This is a genomic window from Arthrobacter sp. Z5-13, assembly GCF_056499105.1.
Genome location: NZ_CP096460.1, coordinates 2,809,298 through 2,826,020, shown reverse-complemented (window position 1 = coordinate 2,826,020; position 16,723 = coordinate 2,809,298). Strand labels below are relative to the sequence as shown.

At 61.7% G+C, this 16,723-nt stretch carries 16 protein-coding genes; 15 read left to right on the top strand and 1 reads right to left on the bottom strand.

Annotated elements, in window-relative coordinates; genetic code table 11:
• The 12 genes from murG to dnaE all read left to right on the top strand — a co-directional run bounded on the left by murG (position 1) and on the right by dnaE (position 13,492).
• The gene (murG, locus tag M1E02_RS13320; RefSeq protein ID WP_479374733.1) at positions 1-1,107 is read left to right on the top strand and encodes an undecaprenyldiphospho-muramoylpentapeptide beta-N-acetylglucosaminyltransferase; all 1,107 of its coding nucleotides are present in this window, start codon (positions 1-3) and stop codon (positions 1,105-1,107) included.
• 14 nt (positions 1,108-1,121) lie between these two features.
• Positions 1,122-2,492, top strand: a complete 1,371-nt coding sequence (murC, locus tag M1E02_RS13315; RefSeq protein ID WP_479374732.1) for a UDP-N-acetylmuramate--L-alanine ligase — start codon at positions 1,122-1,124, stop codon at positions 2,490-2,492.
• Entirely contained in the window at positions 2,485-3,402 is a 918-nt protein-coding gene (locus tag M1E02_RS13310; RefSeq protein ID WP_479374731.1) for a cell division protein FtsQ/DivIB, read from the top strand. Before murC ends, M1E02_RS13310 begins: the two co-directional genes overlap by 8 nt.
• A gap of 189 nt (positions 3,403-3,591) precedes the next feature.
• Positions 3,592-4,824 (top strand): cell division protein FtsZ, encoded by a 1,233-nt coding sequence (gene ftsZ, locus M1E02_RS13305; RefSeq protein WP_479374730.1) that lies wholly within the window; start codon positions 3,592-3,594, stop codon positions 4,822-4,824.
• Between the two features lie 109 nt (positions 4,825-4,933).
• Positions 4,934-5,650: a purine nucleoside phosphorylase YfiH/LACC1 family protein gene (locus tag M1E02_RS13300; protein ID WP_479374729.1), complete on the top strand. Its 717-nt coding sequence runs from the start codon at positions 4,934-4,936 to the stop codon at positions 5,648-5,650.
• Positions 5,643-6,380 carry a YggS family pyridoxal phosphate-dependent enzyme gene (locus M1E02_RS13295; protein ID WP_479374728.1) on the top strand — a complete coding sequence of 246 codons (738 nt, stop codon included), beginning with the start codon at positions 5,643-5,645 and terminating at the stop codon, positions 6,378-6,380. Before M1E02_RS13300 ends, M1E02_RS13295 begins: the two co-directional genes overlap by 8 nt.
• 88 nt (positions 6,381-6,468) lie before the next feature.
• Positions 6,469-6,999, top strand: a complete 531-nt coding sequence (locus M1E02_RS13290; protein WP_479374727.1) for a cell division protein SepF — start codon at positions 6,469-6,471, stop codon at positions 6,997-6,999.
• Between the two features lie 120 nt (positions 7,000-7,119).
• Complete coding sequence (locus M1E02_RS13285) at positions 7,120-7,407, top strand: YggT family protein (RefSeq protein ID WP_479374726.1); 288 nt, start codon at positions 7,120-7,122, stop codon at positions 7,405-7,407.
• Positions 7,408-7,576: 169 nt separating this feature from the next.
• Positions 7,577-8,272 carry a DivIVA domain-containing protein gene (locus M1E02_RS13280; protein WP_479374725.1) on the top strand — a complete coding sequence of 232 codons (696 nt, stop codon included), beginning with the start codon at positions 7,577-7,579 and terminating at the stop codon, positions 8,270-8,272.
• 156 nt (positions 8,273-8,428) lie between these two features.
• Entirely contained in the window at positions 8,429-9,007 is a 579-nt protein-coding gene (gene lspA, locus M1E02_RS13275) for a signal peptidase II (RefSeq protein ID WP_479374724.1), read from the top strand.
• Complete coding sequence (locus M1E02_RS13270) at positions 9,000-9,926, top strand: RluA family pseudouridine synthase (RefSeq protein WP_479374723.1); 927 nt, start codon at positions 9,000-9,002, stop codon at positions 9,924-9,926. The genes lspA and M1E02_RS13270 overlap by 8 nt, the downstream gene beginning before the upstream one ends.
• A 35-nt stretch (positions 9,927-9,961) precedes the next feature.
• A complete protein-coding gene (dnaE, locus tag M1E02_RS13265) occupies positions 9,962-13,492 on the top strand; it encodes a DNA polymerase III subunit alpha (protein ID WP_479374722.1) in 3,531 nt (1,176 codons plus the stop codon).
• On the opposite strand, the gene M1E02_RS13260 is transcribed toward dnaE, so the two are convergent.
• Positions 13,489-13,959, bottom strand: coding sequence for a flavin reductase family protein (locus M1E02_RS13260; protein WP_479378153.1), 471 nt, complete (start codon positions 13,957-13,959; stop codon positions 13,489-13,491). The two genes, dnaE and M1E02_RS13260, sit on opposite strands and share 4 nt — an antisense overlap.
• Positions 13,960-14,123: 164 nt before the next feature.
• Between M1E02_RS13260 and M1E02_RS13255 the strand changes: the two genes are divergently transcribed.
• The 3 genes from M1E02_RS13255 to nrdR all read left to right on the top strand — a co-directional run bounded on the left by M1E02_RS13255 (position 14,124) and on the right by nrdR (position 16,690).
• Positions 14,124-14,630 (top strand): hypothetical protein, encoded by a 507-nt coding sequence (locus tag M1E02_RS13255; protein ID WP_479374721.1) that lies wholly within the window; start codon positions 14,124-14,126, stop codon positions 14,628-14,630.
• A gap of 74 nt (positions 14,631-14,704) precedes the next feature.
• Complete coding sequence (gene hisD, locus M1E02_RS13250) at positions 14,705-16,075, top strand: histidinol dehydrogenase (protein ID WP_479374720.1); 1,371 nt, start codon at positions 14,705-14,707, stop codon at positions 16,073-16,075.
• Between the two features lie 117 nt (positions 16,076-16,192).
• Entirely contained in the window at positions 16,193-16,690 is a 498-nt protein-coding gene (gene nrdR / locus M1E02_RS13245) for a transcriptional regulator NrdR (protein WP_247045071.1), read from the top strand.
• The last annotated feature ends 33 nt before the right edge of the window (positions 16,691-16,723 follow it).

The following is a 16,723-nucleotide window of genomic DNA, read 5'->3' as shown; positions in this document are numbered from 1 at the left end:
ATGAACCCGAAGTCCCCCTCCCTGTCCGTGGTCCTCGCCGGCGGTGGAACGGCCGGGCACGTCAGCCCGCTGCTTGCTATCGCCAACGCGCTACGGAAGGCCCGTCCGGAAGCCAGGCTTCTCGCCGTCGGAACGCCCACCGGGATGGAAACGCGGCTTGTCCCTGCCGCGGGAATTGAACTAGCGACCATAAACAGGGTGCCGTTCCCGCGGAAGCCCTCGCTTGATCTCCTCAGACTCCCTGCGCGGCTGGCTGCCGCGGTAGGGCAGGCGGGCAAAATACTGGACGATGCCAGTGCCGACGTTCTGGTGGGAGTGGGCGGTTATGTCTGCACTCCGATGTACCTGGCTGCCTGGCGGCGCGGCGTTCCGATCGTTCTGCATGAAGCCAACACTCGCCCGGGACTGGCGAACCGCATCGGTGCCCGCTTCAGCAAACATGTCGCAGTGGCCTTCGAGCAGACGAAGCTGCAGGGCGCGCGGCACGTGGGCATGCCGATGCGTCCGGAGATTTCCGGGCTTGACCGGACATCGGCGCGGCGGGCAGCGAGGATGTCGCTTGGCCTGGACCCCGAACGCCCTACCCTGATCGTCACCGGTGGTTCCTTGGGCGCCCAGAGCATCAACCGCACCATCGCAGCATCTCTCCAGGCGCTGGCTGATGCCGGCATCCAGACGCTCCACATCACAGGCAGGGGGAAGTCCCTGCAGGATGCAAACGGCCGTCCGCTGGAGGCAGCGGGCTACCGGCAGCTCGAATATGTGGACGGCATGGAGTCCATATACGCTGCAGCGGACCTGCTTCTTGCCCGCGCAGGCGCCGCCACCGTTTGCGAGGTGGCCGCTGTGGGTTTGCCGGCTGTGTTTGTTCCTTTGCCCATCGGGAATGGTGAACAGGCACTGAACGCCTCCGGGTTGGTTAGTGCCGGAGCTGCTCTCTTAGTGAACGATAGGGCTTTCACACCGGAGTGGGTCAGCAAGGAGATCATCCCGCTGCTGTCTGACACAGAACGCCTTGCCCGGATGGCCTCGCAGGCGGAACGACTTGGTATCAGAAACGCCGACCAACTTATGGCCGGCCTCATCCTGGAAGCGGTAAACCGATGATTTTGCCTGGACCGATGACCGAGCCGCGGACGCAGGACTCCCTCGGCAAGGTCCATTTCATCGGCATCGGGGGAGTGGGAATGTCCGCCGTCGCCCGGATCATGGTTGCCCGTGGGGTAGCGGTCAGCGGCTCCGACGCCAAGGACCTTCCTGTGATGAACGAGCTGGCAGCTGCAGGGGCGCGCATCGCCGTAGGCTATGACGCGGCAAACCTCGGGGACGCCGAAACTGTGGTCGCCGGATCCGCCATCCGTGAGGACAATCCCGAGCTTGCGGCAGCACGCAGCCGGGGCATCGCCGTCCTGCACCGCTCGCAGGCCCTGGCCGCGCTGATGGCCGAGGACGAAGTAGTGACTGTTGCCGGCACGCACGGAAAATCGACAACGACCTCCATGGTGACGGTACTGCTCCAGGGGGCAGGGCTGGATCCGTCCTATGCAATTGGGGCCAACGTTCCGGCTCTTGGTGTGAATGCCGCCCATGGGAGATCCAAGATTTTCGTTGCGGAGGCGGATGAGTCAGATGGCTCCTTCCTGAATTACCGGCCACGGATTGCAGTGGTCACCAATGTGGAAGCGGATCACCTGGACCATTACGGCACCGCCGAGGCCGTCTACGAGTCCTTTGACCGGTTCGCGGCGCTCCTTCCGGGTGATGGTTTGTTGGTGGCCTGCGGAGACGACGACGGCGCGCGCGCCTTGGCGGTACGGATAAGGACGGGAGGCGCTACCCGGGTTCTGATCTACGGAACAAGTGAGGACTGCGAGGTCCGCTTGCACCACGGGGCGGATGGAACCTGGTTGTCAACGCCAGAGGGGCGCTTCAAGCTGGACCTTAAGGTTCCGGGACTGCACAATGCCCTGAACGCCACAGCGGCTTTTGCGGTGGCTCGTGAACTTGGCGTCGAACCAGGACTGGCAGCCAGGGCCCTCGCCGAATTCTCCGGTGCCTCCCGGAGATTCGAATTTAAGGGAGAAGGCCGCGCAGTCCGGGTTTACGATGACTACGCGCATCACCCTACGGAGGTGCGCGCCGCGTTGTCTGCTGCCCGTTCCGTGGCCGGAGACCACAAGGTGCATGTGCTGTTCCAACCGCATTTGTTCTCCCGCACCCGGGAGTTTGCGCAGGAATTTGCCGAAGCTCTCAACCTGGCCGATACCGCCCTGGTGCTGGACATTTATCCGGCCCGCGAAGATCCTATTCCTGGCGTCAGCAGCCAACTGATTGGCCAGTATCTTCAATCCGGTGGAAGGCTTGTAGGGGCCGGAACGGAAGCAGTCTCCGAATTAGCTGCTGCGGCCCAGCCCGGGGACGTCATCCTGACTGCGGGTGCGGGGGATGTCACTGCGTACGGCCCGCTCATTGTGGAGGCGTTGAGTGGCTAGCACCCGGAGGCCAACGTACAAGCCCTCAGGCAGCAAACCAGCTGTAGATACATCGTCAGCCAAACCTGCCTCAGGGAAACCAGCCTCAGGCAGGCCGCCGGGTGGTGCCGGCCGGCAACTTAGCGGGATCATTTCTGCCTCCAAATCTGCGGACGGCCTCGAAGATCGCCCTTCCGTAGCACTCCCGGACAACGTGCTCACCTTTCCCGAGCCCAAGGCCCGGCGGATCAGGCGGAACATCATCATCGCGGCCAGCATCGTTGCAGCGTTGGTGGCCGGGCTCCTTGCCGCTGCCATCTACTCCCCGGTGCTTGCAGTGCGGACTATCACGGTAGAGGGCACGAAGATGCTGACCACCCAGCAGATCCAGGCGGCCTTGAAACCCCTGGAGGGCAGGCCATTGCCGCAGGTGAGTGACTCCGAGGTCAGCGGGCTGCTGCAACCCCTTGTCCAGATCAAGGCTGTTACAACCCAGGCAAGGCCTCCTTCCGGGCTGCTGGTTCAGATTCAGGAGCGGGTCCCTGTGGCACTCCTGAAGCAGGGCGAGACTTTCCAGCTCGTGGACATTGAGGGCGTCCAGCTCAGCAGCACCACGGATCCTTCCAGCGTCCAACTGCCGGTCATCGATGGCGGCAGCGGGGCAATGGGGAAGGATCTGTTCCACGCCATCACAGCTGTGCTGGGGGCGCTTCCGGCCGACGTGCTGACGAAGCTTTCAGACGCTTCGGCAAAGTCCGTGGACGCGGTTGAGCTCAAGCTCATTGACGGGCAAACCATCGTTTGGGGAAACGCGGGGGAGAAGGAGCTCAAAGCGAAGGTCCTGGAGGCCTTGCTCAGGGCACCGGCAGACCCGAAGAATCCAGTGCGTGTCTACGACGTCAGCGTCCCCAGACACCCGGTGACCCGCTAAACGGCTCTATTTCACGGGTATTCCCACGACACGCGGTGGTGGTATTTGAATGTGGCAAGCAGAGGAAATAGCGTCACAGGCATGAGTTAGTTGACATAACTATAACCCTCAGGTCGAGGGTTAAGGTTGAAAGCTTCAAGCTAGACTCCATCAGTTTTCGCATCAGGACACGAACAAGGGACACGTAACGTGGCAGCTCCGCAGAATTACTTGGCCGTCATCAAGGTCGTCGGCATCGGCGGCGGTGGCGTGAACGCAGTCAACCGCATGATCGAGGTAGGTCTGCGCGGCGTGGAATTCATCGCGATCAACACCGATGCCCAGGCCCTGCTCATGAGTGACGCCGACGTCAAGCTTGACGTTGGACGCGAGCTGACACGTGGCCTCGGTGCAGGGGCAAACCCTGAGGTCGGCAAGCAGGCTGCCGAGGATCACGCTGATGAAATCGAAGAGGTCATCCGCGGCGCCGACATGGTCTTTGTGACCGCTGGCGAAGGCGGCGGCACCGGCACCGGTGGAGCTCCCGTTGTGGCGCGTATTGCCCGTTCCCTCGGTGCGCTGACGATTGGTGTGGTCACCCGGCCGTTCACCTTTGAAGGCCGCCGCCGTGCAGGCTCGGCCGAAGCCGGAATTGATGCACTCCGCGATGAGGTCGACACCCTGATCGTTATTCCCAACGACCGTCTGCTCTCCATCAGCGACCGCAACGTTTCGGTCCTGGATGCCTTCCGCTCCGCGGACCAGGTTCTGCTGTCCGGTGTCCAGGGCATCACCGACCTCATCACAACACCCGGCCTGATCAACCTCGACTTCGCCGACGTCAAGTCGGTCATGCAGGGCGCTGGTTCTGCGCTCATGGGTATCGGTTCCGCCCGTGGAGAGGACCGCGCCGTCAAGGCTGCAGAACTCGCCATCGCGTCGCCGTTGCTTGAGGCATCCATTGACGGCGCTCATGGCGTGCTGCTGTCCATCCAGGGCGGCTCGGACCTTGGGCTGTTCGAGATCAACGAAGCTGCCCGCCTCGTCCAAGAAGTTGCCCACCCGGAAGCAAACATCATCTTCGGTGCGGTTATTGACGACGCGCTCGGGGACGAAGCCCGCGTTACGGTTATTGCTGCCGGTTTCGACGACGTCAAGGCAACCTCCCCCTCCATGGACCAGACACCTGCACAGGCAGCGCCGCAGCGGCCGGCTGTGCCGGCATCGGCGCCCGTCGGAGTGCCGGCCCAGGCCCCGTCCCCTGTACAGGCCCAGCCGGTCCACGCAGGAATCGGTGCTTCCAGCCTGAGCAACTGGGGCCAGCAGCGGCACTCCGCTGTGCCCGCAGACTCAGGTTTCGACGTCGACCTCCCTTCAGTTGTGGAATCAGACCTATCCGGGAGCCATTCTGATGACCTGGACGTCCCCGACTTCCTGAAGTAACGCAGACTTCCTGGAATGACCCGGACTTCCTAAGGTGACATAGGCTTAGGCTTTCTGCGGGGACGCTGGGGCGCACCCGGCGCCCATCTAGTGCTTGAAGGTGTTCTGATTGTTTTCGTGGCGAAATGAAGTCCGTCCCGGTACGTGGGTGGCCTTCACCGACGCCGGGGCCGGGAACCTGGCGTTGCACGTGGGTGATGATCCTGCTGAAGTCAGGCGTCGCAGGGATCTGCTGGAATCGGCGTCGGGGATCAAACCGCGGCACTTCCAGTACATGAATCAGGTTCATGGCAGCGATGTCCTGATCTTGGAATCCGGCACTGCGGCCCAAGAGGCTGCCGCTCCTACCTCGGATGGGCTGGTCTCCCGCGGAGCGCCTCTAGCGGTGATGGTGGCCGACTGCGTCCCCGTCGTCATGGTGGCCAAGCCGGCGGGAGGTATGGGCTCCTCGCCGGTTCTCGCCGCCGTGCACGCCGGGCGCCCTGGTGTGGCCGCCGGGATCGTGCCCGCCGCGATCCAAAAGATGCGCGACGCCGGAGCTGCGGACATCAGGGCCTGGATAGGACCGTCGATCTGCGGCTCATGTTACGAGGTTCCCGGCAGCATGAGGGATAGCGTGAGCGCCGTAGTTCCCGCAGCATGGTCGGAAACCTCATGGGAAACGCCAGGGCTGGACCTTCCGGCGGGCGTCAGGAGCCAACTGGAAGCTGAAGGTGTCACAGTCGAATACGCGGGTCCCTGCACCTTGGAGACCGAGTCGTTGTATTCCTACCGCCGCAATCGGGAAACCGGACGGTTTGCAGGATTGGTGTGGACCCATGACTGATCCTTCAGCGGACGTCCAAGACTCCCGAGCCTCTGAACTCAGGGATCGGCTCAGCGCCGTCCACCTGCGAATAATGGATGCAACAGAGGCGGCTGGACGCACCACCACTCCGCAGCTGATTGTGATCAGCAAGTTCCATCCCGCCGACGACGTGCGGCGTCTGGCCTCTTTGGGGGTCACGGACTTCGGAGAGAACAGGGACCAAGAGGCAACGGAAAAATCCGGCCTGTTGGGGGACCTGCGGCTGCGGTGGCATTTTGTGGGGCAATTGCAGAGCAACAAAGCTAAATCCGTGGTGCGCTACGCCCATGCAGTCCATTCGGTCGACCGGCCTCAGATCGCCGGCGCCTTGGCCAAAGCTGTTGCTGCGCAGATCGAGAGTTCCGGCCGTGATCCGTTGAAGTGCTTCATCCAGGTCAACCTCGATGAGCATCCCCAAGGCCACCGCGGCGGCGCCCTGCCGGATGACGTGGCGTCTCTGGCCGACTATCTGGCAGACCTGGAGGGCCTTGAGTTGGCTGGCCTGATGGCCGTGGCACCGCTCGGCGGCGAGCCGCAGAAAGCCTTCGCGAAGCTGGCCGCAATTTCTGCATCCCTGACCGCCGTCCATCCCGAGGCGACAGCCATTTCAGCAGGCATGAGCCAGGACCTGGAAGCAGCAATAGAATTCGGGGCGACACACCTCCGAATTGGTTCGGATATTCTCGGTTCGCGTCCGGCGTTGGGGTAGCGTCAAAGTACTGGATGAGAATGGCGGGGATTCCGGTACTGTCAAGTCAACTGAGCTGCCCGCTGACGGACACGATAAGGAGTCGACCATGGCAGGCGCTCTGCGCAAGACAATGATCTATCTTGGGCTCGCTGATGGCGACGAACATTACGAGTCTGAGCATCACACATCGCACAAGGGTGAGGACAATTCGATGGAGCATGACCGCGAGGAACGCCGCGCACCGGCACCTGTCCGCGAGGTCTCCCGGGAAGCGTCCTACGCCTCCGAAGAGGAGTACCGTGCCCCAGTGACACCTATTAAGCGTGCGGCATCGAGTCGCGAAGATAACTCCGGCCTCCGCCAGATCACCACGATCCATCCGCGGTCTTACAACGACGCCAAGCTCATCGGTGAGAGCTTCCGTGACGGTATCCCCGTCATCATGAACGTCACTGATATGGGGGAGGGCGACGCCAAGCGGCTTGTCGATTTCTCCGCCGGACTCGTCTTCGGACTCCGTGGGAGTATCGAGCGGGTCACCAACAAGGTTTTCCTGCTGTCACCCTCCTACATCGAGGTCATTGGGGACGACAAGAAGGCCAGCGAGACCCAGGCGAGCTTCTTCAACCAGAGCTAGAGCACTGCTGTGATTGATGCCGGACAGGTCCGCCTGTCTGGCATCTGTGCTGAAATAGACAAGACGACTTCGACAGGACACCTCGGTTTCCGGAATGAACATGGAGATATGAGTTAGCTCATGGGAATTGTTTTCGGTCTTGTTTATCTGGTTTTGCTGTTCTTCTTGGTGGCGCTGATCATCCGGCTGGTCTTTGACTGGGTTCAGATGTTCGCACGTGAGTGGCGGCCTCGCGGGGCTGCGCTCGTTGCCGCCCATGGTGTGTACTCCCTCACGGACCCACCCCTGAATCTCCTGCGGCGGCTCATCCCGCCGTTGCGGCTTGGCGGGATCTCCCTGGATCTGGGCTTTTTGCTGTTGTTCATCGCGGTGAGTATCGCTATGGCAATCGTCCGGGGTTTCGCGTAATTTTCATAACAGCTTGCGGCTGGCGAGGGGCCCCGAAACGGGTCACGAAGCCGTGGAAAAACTCTGGTTTGACATTGACGTGTTGAATTAGAGGAACGAGACCATATTTAGGTACCGTAGTTTTGACGGCCGGAAGGCCGCCGACTAACTAGACCAACGAGGTGACCAGATGGCTTTGACGCCAGAAGACGTTGTCAACAAGCGCTTTCAGCCGACCAAGTTCCGCGAAGGCTACGACCAGGACGAGGTTGACGACTTCCTGGACGAAATCGTCGTCGAACTCCGGCGCCTGAACCAGGAGAATGACGAACTTCGTAAGAAGCTCGCAGAAGGCGGTTCCGGCTCGCCAGCCACGTCGACTGTCGCGGCGCCCGTAGTGGAAAAGGTGCCTGCCCCCGTCAAGGCTGATAAAGACGAGTCCCGCGCCAAGGCGGAAGCTGAGGCTAAGGCTGCTGAGGCAGCACGCAAGCAGGAGTCTGAGAAGGCCGCAGCATTGGCAGCGGTCCCCGTAGCCGCTCCTTCAGCCGGTGGCATCACGCCCACGGCTGAGTCCGCAGCCGGACTCCTGGCAATGGCCCAGCAGATGCACGACAAGCACGTCTCCGATGGCGAGCAGCAGCGCGACAAGATCATTGCAGAAGCACAGATCGAAGCCAGCAGCCTCGTCAACGACGCCCAGGAAAAGTCCCGCAAGGTCCTCGGCGCGCTTGAGCAGCAGCGGTCCGTACTGGAGCGCAAGGTTGAGCAGCTTCGTGGATTCGAACGCGACTACCGCTCACGCCTGAAGGCTTACATCGAAGGCCAGTTGCGCGACCTGGATGCCCGCGGTTCTGTAGCCGCCCCGGAAGTCGAAGCAAACAACTAGCGTTTGTAAGAAGTATTCTGAAAGCCGGTGGCTGGGGATTCCTTGGCCGCCGGTTTTTCCATTATGTCAATTAACACGAACTCACCGACCGCATCTGACTGGTCCGCACTGACGGTCCGTCTCCCAGCTTTCGCTGGCACCGCAATGAAAGTCCTCATGACTGACGAACTCGCCCCTGACGCTGCGCAACCGTCCCCTGCCAAGCCCAGGCCGCGACGGCTGGTCCTGATGTCCCTCTTTGCCGGTTTCGCTGTTTTCGCCTACGTTTTTGACCAGCTGACCAAGCTCTGGGTTACCACCACGATGGTGGAGGGCGAACGCATTCCCGTCCTGCCACCACTGCTTCACTGGTACTACATCCGAAACTCCGGGGCCGCCTTCTCCATTGGCGAGAACGTGACCTGGGTTTTCACCATCATCATGACCGTGGTCTCGATCGCCATCCTTTTCCAGCTCCGGCGGCTGGGTTCGGCCTGGTGGGCACTTGCTTTGGGACTCCTGCTGGGAGGCGCCCTCGGTAACCTGACGGACAGGGTTTTCAGGGAACCGTCATTTGCGATGGGACACGTAGTGGATTTCATTCAGCTGCCCAATTTCGCCATTTTCAACATCGCTGACTCGGCCGTGGTTTCAGCTGTGGCCATCATCTGCATCCTGACCCTCAAGGGAATCGGCCTTGACGGGTCACGCCACACGCACACCAAGACCAAAAAGTCGACGAGCCACCGTGCCTGAACGCGTCATTGTCCCCCTTGAGCTTGCCGGGGCGAGGGTGGACGCGGGTCTGGCCAAGCTCATGGGCATCTCCCGTTCACTTGCCGCCACCCTGATCGCCGAAGGCAACGTCACGGCCGCAGGCAAGGCGGTCGGAAAATCGCTCAAACTCCAGCCCGGCACTGTGCTGGACGTCGTCGTGCCTGAACGGCGGGACCCGCTTGAAGTCGTGGAGGAAGCCGTGGAAGGCCTGAAGATCCTGCTGGACGATGACGACTTCGTGGTCATCGACAAACCGGTAGGCGTAGCCGCCCATCCGTCTCCTGGATGGGTCGGGCCAACAGTTGTGGGTGGACTGGCCGGTGCCGGCTACAGGATCTCCACGTCCGGCGCTCCTGAGCGGACCGGCATCGTCCACAGGCTCGACGTCGGAACGTCCGGGGTGATGGTGGTGGCGAAGACCGAAGATGCCTACACAGCCCTGAAGCGTGCCTTCAAGGAGCGAACCGTCGACAAGGTCTACCACGCGGTCGTCCAGGGGCTCCCTGACCCGCTGGCGGGCACCATCGACGCACCGATCGGCCGGCACCCCGGTCACGACTGGCGTTTCGCAGTGATCGAGGACGGGCGCCCTTCTGTCACCCACTATGAGGTCCTCGAAGCCTTCGGGAAGGCCTCGCTGGTGGAAGTGCACCTCGAAACCGGGCGCACCCATCAGATCCGCGTCCACTTTTCAGCATTGCGGCATCCCTGTGCGGGCGATCTGACATACGGCGCCGACCCGCGCCTCGCGGCTTCCCTGGGGCTGACCCGTCAGTGGCTGCATGCCCGCCAGCTTGGATTTGAACATCCCCGGACGGGGGAGCGTGTCACTGTGACCAGCGAGTACCCGCAGGACCTGGCCCACGCTTTGGAGATCCTGGACTCGGGCCAAGCTTGAAGCAGGTTGTCCGACGTCGGCACTAGAATGATTCGGTGACTTCCAGCAACGACTCGTTTGTCCATCTCCACAACCACACCGAGTATTCGATGCTGGACGGTGCCGCACGGCTTGGCGATCTCTTCAGCCACACCAAGGAACTGGGGATGAACTCCCTGGCCACCACGGACCATGGATTCGTTTTCGGAGCCTTCGACTTCTGGAACAAGGCCCGCAACGCGGGCGTGAAGCCCATCATCGGCGTGGAGGCCTACCTGACACCGGGTACGGCGCGCCAGGACAAAACGCGGGTGCGCTGGGGCGATGGCGGGCGAAATGACGTCTCTGGCGCGGGGTCGTACACCCACATGACACTGTGGGCCGAAAGCACCCAGGGCATGCACAACCTGTTCCGTATGTCCTCGTTGGCATCACTGGAAGGCTATCTGTACAAGCCGCGCATGGACCGGGACCTGCTACAGACGTACGGCCAGGGGCTGATCGCCACCACCGGCTGCCCCTCCGGCGAAGTCCAGACCAAACTCCGGCTTGGCCTGTACCAGGAAGCCAAGCAGGCGGCGTCGGATTTCCGGGACATTTTCGGCGCGGAGAATTTCTTCTGCGAGCTCATGGACCATGGCCTGGACATCGAAAGGGCCATCCAGGGCGACCTCATCAAGCTCGCCAAGGAACTCGGCCTGCCCATGGTGGCCACCAACGACCTGCATTACACGCATGCGGAGGACTCAGCCAGCCACGCGGCACTGTTGTGCGTCCAGTCGGGTTCCACGATGGCCGATCCCAAGCGTTTCAAGTTCGACGCCGACGAGTTCTACCTCAAGTCTCCCCAGGAGATGCGGGCCATCTTCAGCGACCACCCCGAGGCCTGCGACAACACCCTGTTGATCGCGGAACGGTGCGATGTCGAGTTCAATACCAAGGCCAACTTCATGCCGCGGTTCCCGGTTCCCGAAGGTGAGAACGAGGAGTCCTGGTTCGTTAAGGAGGTCGAAGCCGGGCTGCAGTACCGGTACCCGAAGGGCATCCCTGACGCCGTCCGCAAGCAGGCCGACTACGAGGTCGGCGTCATTGTGCAGATGGGGTTCCCGGGCTACTTCCTGGTGGTGGCCGACTTCATCAACTGGGCCAAGAACAACGGTATCCGGGTGGGTCCGGGCCGTGGCTCCGGTGCCGGTTCCATGGCCGCCTATGCCATGCGGATTACGGACATCGATCCGCTGGAGCACAGCCTGATCTTCGAGCGGTTCCTCAACCCTGACCGTGTTTCCATGCCCGACTTCGACGTCGACTTCGATGATCGGCGTCGGTCCGAGGTCATCAGGTACGTCACCGAGAAGTACGGTGATGAGCGCGTGGCCATGATCGTCACTTACGGCACCATCAAGGCCAAGCAGGCGCTGAAGGACTCCTCACGCGTTCTGGGCTATCCCTTCTCCACCGGTGAGCGGCTTACCAAGGCCATGCCGCCGGATGTCATGGGCAAAGGCATCGCACTGGCCGACGTGCATAATCCTGAGGCCAAGCGTTACTCGGAAGCCGATGAGCTGCGCGAACTCCTGAAGTCCGACGCCGACTCCCAGAAGGTCTTCGAAATGGCGCTGGGCCTTGAAGGGCTGAAGCGGCAGTGGGGCGTCCACGCCGCCGGCGTCATCATGTCCTCGGACCCCTTGATCGACATCATCCCGATCATGCGCCGGGAGCAGGACGGCCAGGTCATCACGCAGTTCGATTACCCCACTTGTGAGGGCCTTGGCCTGATCAAGATGGACTTCCTCGGGCTGCGGAACCTGACGATCATCACCGACGCCGTGGAGAACATCAAGCTCAACAAGGGCATTGACCTCGTCCTGGAGGATCTTGAACTCACGGACAAGGCTTCTTACGAACTCCTGGCCCGCGGTGACACTCTCGGTGTGTTCCAGCTCGACGGCGGGCCCATGCGGTCGCTGCTCAAACTCATGCGCCCGGACAACTTCGAAGACATCTCGGCCGTGCTGGCCCTCTACCGGCCCGGGCCCATGGGTGCCAACTCGCACACCAACTACGCGCTGCGCAAGAACGGGCTCCAGGAGATCACGCCGATCCATACGGAGCTCGAAGAGCCGCTGGCGGAAATCCTGGGCACCACCCATGGCCTGATCGTGTATCAGGAGCAGGTCATGGCCATCGCCCAGAAAGTGGCCGGGTACTCCCTGGGCCAAGCTGACCTCCTCCGGCGCGCAATGGGCAAGAAGAAGAAGGAGGAACTGGACAAGCAGTTCGAAGGCTTCTCCCAAGGCATGCGCGACAACGGCTATTCTGCTGCCGCTATCAAGGCATTGTGGGACATCCTGCTTCCCTTCTCCGACTACGCGTTCAACAAGGCACACACCGCCGCGTACGGTGTCATCTCGTACTGGACTGCCTATCTCAAGGCCCACCACCCCGCCGAGTACATGGCTGCCCTGCTCACCAGCGTTGGTGATGACAAGGACAAACTGGCGATGTACCTGAACGAATGCCGGAAGATGGGCATCACTGTGCTGCCTCCGGACGTCAACGAATCCAGTGTGAACTTCACCCCGGTAGGGACGGATATCCGCTTTGGCATGGCAGCCATCCGAAATGTTGGAGTCAACGTCGTTGAGGCCATGGTGGGTGCCCGTGAAGCAGAGGGAGCCTTCACCTCATTCAAGGACTACCTGCTCAAGGTCCCGGCCGTTGTCTGCAACAAACGGACCATCGAGTCGCTCATCAAGGCCGGGGCGTTTGACTCGCTGGGGCATCCCCGGCGTGCGCTGGCCATGATCCATGAAGAGGCCATCGATTCAGTCATCACCCTCAAGCGCAACGAGGCGATAGGCCAATTCGACCTTTTTGCCGGTTTCGAGGACCAGGAGCCCGAAGCCTCCCTCACCACAGAGATTCCTGATCTGCCCGAATGGGAAAAGAAGGACAAGCTGTCCTTTGAACGGGACATGCTGGGCCTGTACGTCTCGGATCACCCTTTGCAGGGGCTGGAGGGGCTGCTGAGCCAGCACGCCGATCAGACGATTACATCGGTGATCGGCGAGGACGGACCCAACGACGGCGCCATCATCACTATCGCCGGCATGATCACTTCCCTGAGCCGGCGAATCGCCAAAGCCAGCGGAAATGCCTACGCCCGTGCTGAAGTGGAGGACCTGGGCGGATCAATGGAGGTGATGTTCTTCGGCCAGGTCTACGGCCCCATCGCCTCGGTGCTTGCCGAAGACCTGATCGTTGTGGTCAAGGGCCGGCTCCAGAAACGCGACGACGGCGCTGTCACGCTGAACTGCATGGAGCTGTCCGTTCCGGACCTTAGCGACAACATGAACGGTCCCGTAATCATCACCATGCAGACCCACAAAGCAACCGAAGCAGTGATAACGGAACTCGGCGAAGTGTTGCGGACGCACCGCGGAACATCCGAAGTCCGGCTGCTTCTGCAAGGGGATACACGTGTAGAGGTGATGGGCCTGCCGGTTCACCTTCGGGTCAACCCGACGCCGTCCTTGTTCGGGGACCTGAAGGTGCTGCTGGGGCCGACCTGCCTGGACAACTAGATCTCATAGTCCAAGGGGACTGGTTGGCCGTAGCCGCCCGAATGGTAGAGCAGTGGAGAGCCGTCCGCCCCCACCTCGCCGTCCACCACCTCAACGACTACCACGGCGTTGTTTTCGAAGGAGAGCCGCATCTGGATCTTGCCGATCAGCCAGCCAGTCACATCCTTCAGAATAGGCACCTCGTGTGGCCCGAGCGCCCAGTGGTCGCCTTCGAAGCGGTCCTTGGTTCGCGCGAACCTGTCGGCCAGGGCCTGGTTTTCAAGTCCGAGCATGTGCAGTCCGATGTGCGAGGTGTTAGCCACCGCGGGCCAGGAACGGGAGCTGCGGGCCATGTTGAAGGTGAAACGGGGCGGCTTGGCAGAGAGCGAGGCCACCGAAGTTGCCGTGAATCCGAACGGAACACCGTTGTAATTGACGGTGATAATGGAAACGCCCGCAGCGTGGCGGCGGAACATTTCCCGGAACATGCCCTCGAAGGCTGACTCACTTGGGGTCAATTTGATCGAACTCCCTGCTTCAAAAATAAAAATCCCGGTTCCCAGCCTATCCGGCTCTGCCGGCGGCCGTTCCGGCGGCGCTGGTCAAGTGCCCGGTTGTTGCCGGAGGGCCATCCTTTGTTAGCGTGTCCCTCATGACACAGCCAGCTCAGCCCCGCCCCGGTCCCCGAAAGTGGGTTGCGGCTATCGGGCCTGCAGCCATTTCGCTTGCCGGGATCCCGCTTGGCGTGGCCTGGTGGCTGCTTGCCCCCAGCGGCCTTAACCTCTTGAGCGGAAATCCCGAGCTGGCATCCGGGATGAACACCAGCGGATGGCTGCCCCGGGACCTGATCCTGGCTGGTCTGCTCCTCTTTGCGGGATGCCTGACCGGAGTCCTGATTTCCGGAAAGGAAGGGCCCACCGTCCGGACCATCATGATTGCTGTGCTTTGCGGAGCGGTTGCATCTGTCATCGCCTGGCGGGTGGGGATCCTCGCAGCAGGGTGGTGGGGAACCGCGGAGGATGCCTCTGCTAATCCGAGCATCGCATTCTCACTCCGGGCGTACCCGGTGCTGCTTGTGTGGCCGGCAGCGACGGCACTGTCGGTCTTTGTGGTCAATCTCGTGAGCCTTATGCGCCGGCCGGCAGAGATCGCTGACTGACTACTTCTACCCGTTTGTGTCCCCGTCCCAACCAGCGGCGCGGCTTAGCTGGAGATAGCCCGTAAAATATTCGGGTGACCTCTTCTCCAGACACCACGCAGGGCTCCTCTTCACCGATTCTGAATTTCCGCAGCGTTGATCTCCGCGGTCAGACACTCTCTTTGGCGGAGTTACGTACTGCCATGCCCCGGGCAGAAGGCAGCACGTCCGACGACGCCGAGCAGAAGGTTCTCCAAATCATCAGCGACGTCCGCAGCAGGGGATTTGATGCCCTGAGGGACCTCGCCAGGTCTTTCGACGGTGTTGAGCAGGGTCATCCAAGGGTCCCGGCGGAGGAATTGCAGCGAGCCCTGGAGAACCTCGATCCTGAGGTCAGATCCGCACTCCAGGAGTCCATCAGGAGGGCACGCCGGTTCGCCGAGGCCCAGCGGCCGGCCAATGTAGACGTCGAACTGGGCGCGGGAGCCGCAGTTAGCCAGAACTGGGTTCCGGTTGCCAGGGTTGGCCTCTATGTCCCGGGCGGGCTGGCCGTCTACCCGTCGTCAGTGATCATGAACGTTGTGCCTGCGCTGGCGGCTGGAGTCGAGTCCATCGCGCTGGCCTCCCCGCCCCAAAAGGATTTTGGCGGGCTGCCGCATCCCACGATTCTCGCGGCGGCTGCCTTGTTGGGAATCGAGGAAGTGTATGCCATCGGCGGTGCCCAGGCCATCGCTGCCTTCGCCTATGGAATTGCCGGCGGACCCGCGGGGCCTGCACTTGATCCCGTGGATGTGGTTACGGGGCCTGGAAACATCTTCGTGGCTACCGCAAAGCGCCTGGTGAAGGGAGTTGTCGGGATTGACTCCGAGGCCGGAACCACAGAAATAGCCATCCTTGCAGACTCCAGCGCCACTGCAGCCCTTGTAGCGGCGGACCTGATCAGTCAGGCCGAACACGACCCCAAAGCAGCCTCCGTGCTCATCACTGATTCAGAACCGCTCGCGGCCGCAGTCCGTGCCGAGCTCGAGTTGCAGGCCGCCTCCACCAAACACAGCGACCGTGTTCGGGAGGCGCTGTCAGGTCCGCAGTCGGGAGCGGTTCTGGTTGACGACATCGCGCAAGGCATTGCTGTCTGTGACGCCTACGCGGCAGAGCACCTGGAAATCATGACTGCTGATGCTTCAGCAGTGGCGTCCCGCATCCGCAACGCGGGGGCGATCTTCGTGGGAGATTACAGCCCTGTCAGCCTTGGTGATTACTGTGCAGGATCAAACCACGTCCTGCCCACCAGCGGTACGGCGGCATTCTCCTCCGGCCTCAACGTCACCACATTCCTGCGAGCCATCCAGGTCATCAACTACAGCAAATCCGCGCTCCACAATGTGAGTGGTCACATCCTTAGCCTTTCGGACGCAGAGGACCTGCCTGCCCACGGGCAGGCCGTAACAGCACGTTTCGCTGACTAGTCCAAGGGCCAGATCAGGCAGTCAGAGGCCTCTGCTTTTACCACATGTAGTAATTACAGGCTTGTTATTCCGCTAGATGTAGTCGTAGACTGAAGGCGGACGAGGGGAGAACCAAACGTGTACTGTCCGTTTTGCCGTAACCCTGATTCCCGCGTGGTTGACAGCCGGATGGCCGACGACGGCTCAGCCATCCGCCGTCGTCGTCAATGCCCTGAGTGCGGCCGCCGGTTCACCACAGTGGAGACAACAAGCCTGTCCGTGATCAAGCGTTCGGGCGTGGGTGAGCCTTTCAGCCGGAGCAAAGTGATCAACGGGGTCCGCAAAGCCTGCCAGGGCCGTCCTGTCACTGAGGATGACCTGGCGATGTTGGCTCAGGAAGTCGAGGAGACTATCAGGGCATCGGGGGCGGCCGAAATCGACGCGCACGAAGTTGGCCTGGCGATCCTTAGCCCCCTCCAGAAGCTGGACAAGGTGGCCTACCTGCGGTTTGCCAGTGTGTACCAGGCTTTTGAATCACTGGAGGACTTCGAGTCCGCTATTTCCCTGCTCCGCCACGAAGCGGAAGTGGAAGCGAAAAGCGCCCAAGGTAAGAGCGCCGAGACCAGCCAGCTTTAGACTCCGGTGGCGGCCGCGGAGGGGAAGCCGCGG

What these genes read in the sequence shown, in the direction of transcription:
- murG (WP_479374733.1), top strand. Translation starts at nt 1, where the DNA reads ATGAACCCGAAGTCCCCCTCCCTGTCCGTGGTCCTCGCCGGCGGTGGA.
- murC (WP_479374732.1), top strand. Translation starts at nt 1,122, where the DNA reads ATGACCGAGCCGCGGACGCAGGACTCCCTCGGCAAGGTCCATTTCATC.
- M1E02_RS13295 (WP_479374728.1), top strand. Translation starts at nt 5,643, where the DNA reads ATGACTGATCCTTCAGCGGACGTCCAAGACTCCCGAGCCTCTGAACTC.
- M1E02_RS13290 (WP_479374727.1), top strand. Translation starts at nt 6,469, where the DNA reads ATGGCAGGCGCTCTGCGCAAGACAATGATCTATCTTGGGCTCGCTGAT.
- M1E02_RS13285 (WP_479374726.1), top strand. Translation starts at nt 7,120, where the DNA reads ATGGGAATTGTTTTCGGTCTTGTTTATCTGGTTTTGCTGTTCTTCTTG.
- M1E02_RS13280 (WP_479374725.1), top strand. Translation starts at nt 7,577, where the DNA reads ATGGCTTTGACGCCAGAAGACGTTGTCAACAAGCGCTTTCAGCCGACC.
- lspA (WP_479374724.1), top strand. Translation starts at nt 8,429, where the DNA reads ATGACTGACGAACTCGCCCCTGACGCTGCGCAACCGTCCCCTGCCAAG.
- M1E02_RS13260 (WP_479378153.1), bottom strand. Translation starts at nt 13,959, where the DNA reads ATGTTCCGGGAAATGTTCCGCCGCCACGCTGCGGGCGTTTCCATTATC.
- M1E02_RS13255 (WP_479374721.1), top strand. Translation starts at nt 14,124, where the DNA reads ATGACACAGCCAGCTCAGCCCCGCCCCGGTCCCCGAAAGTGGGTTGCG.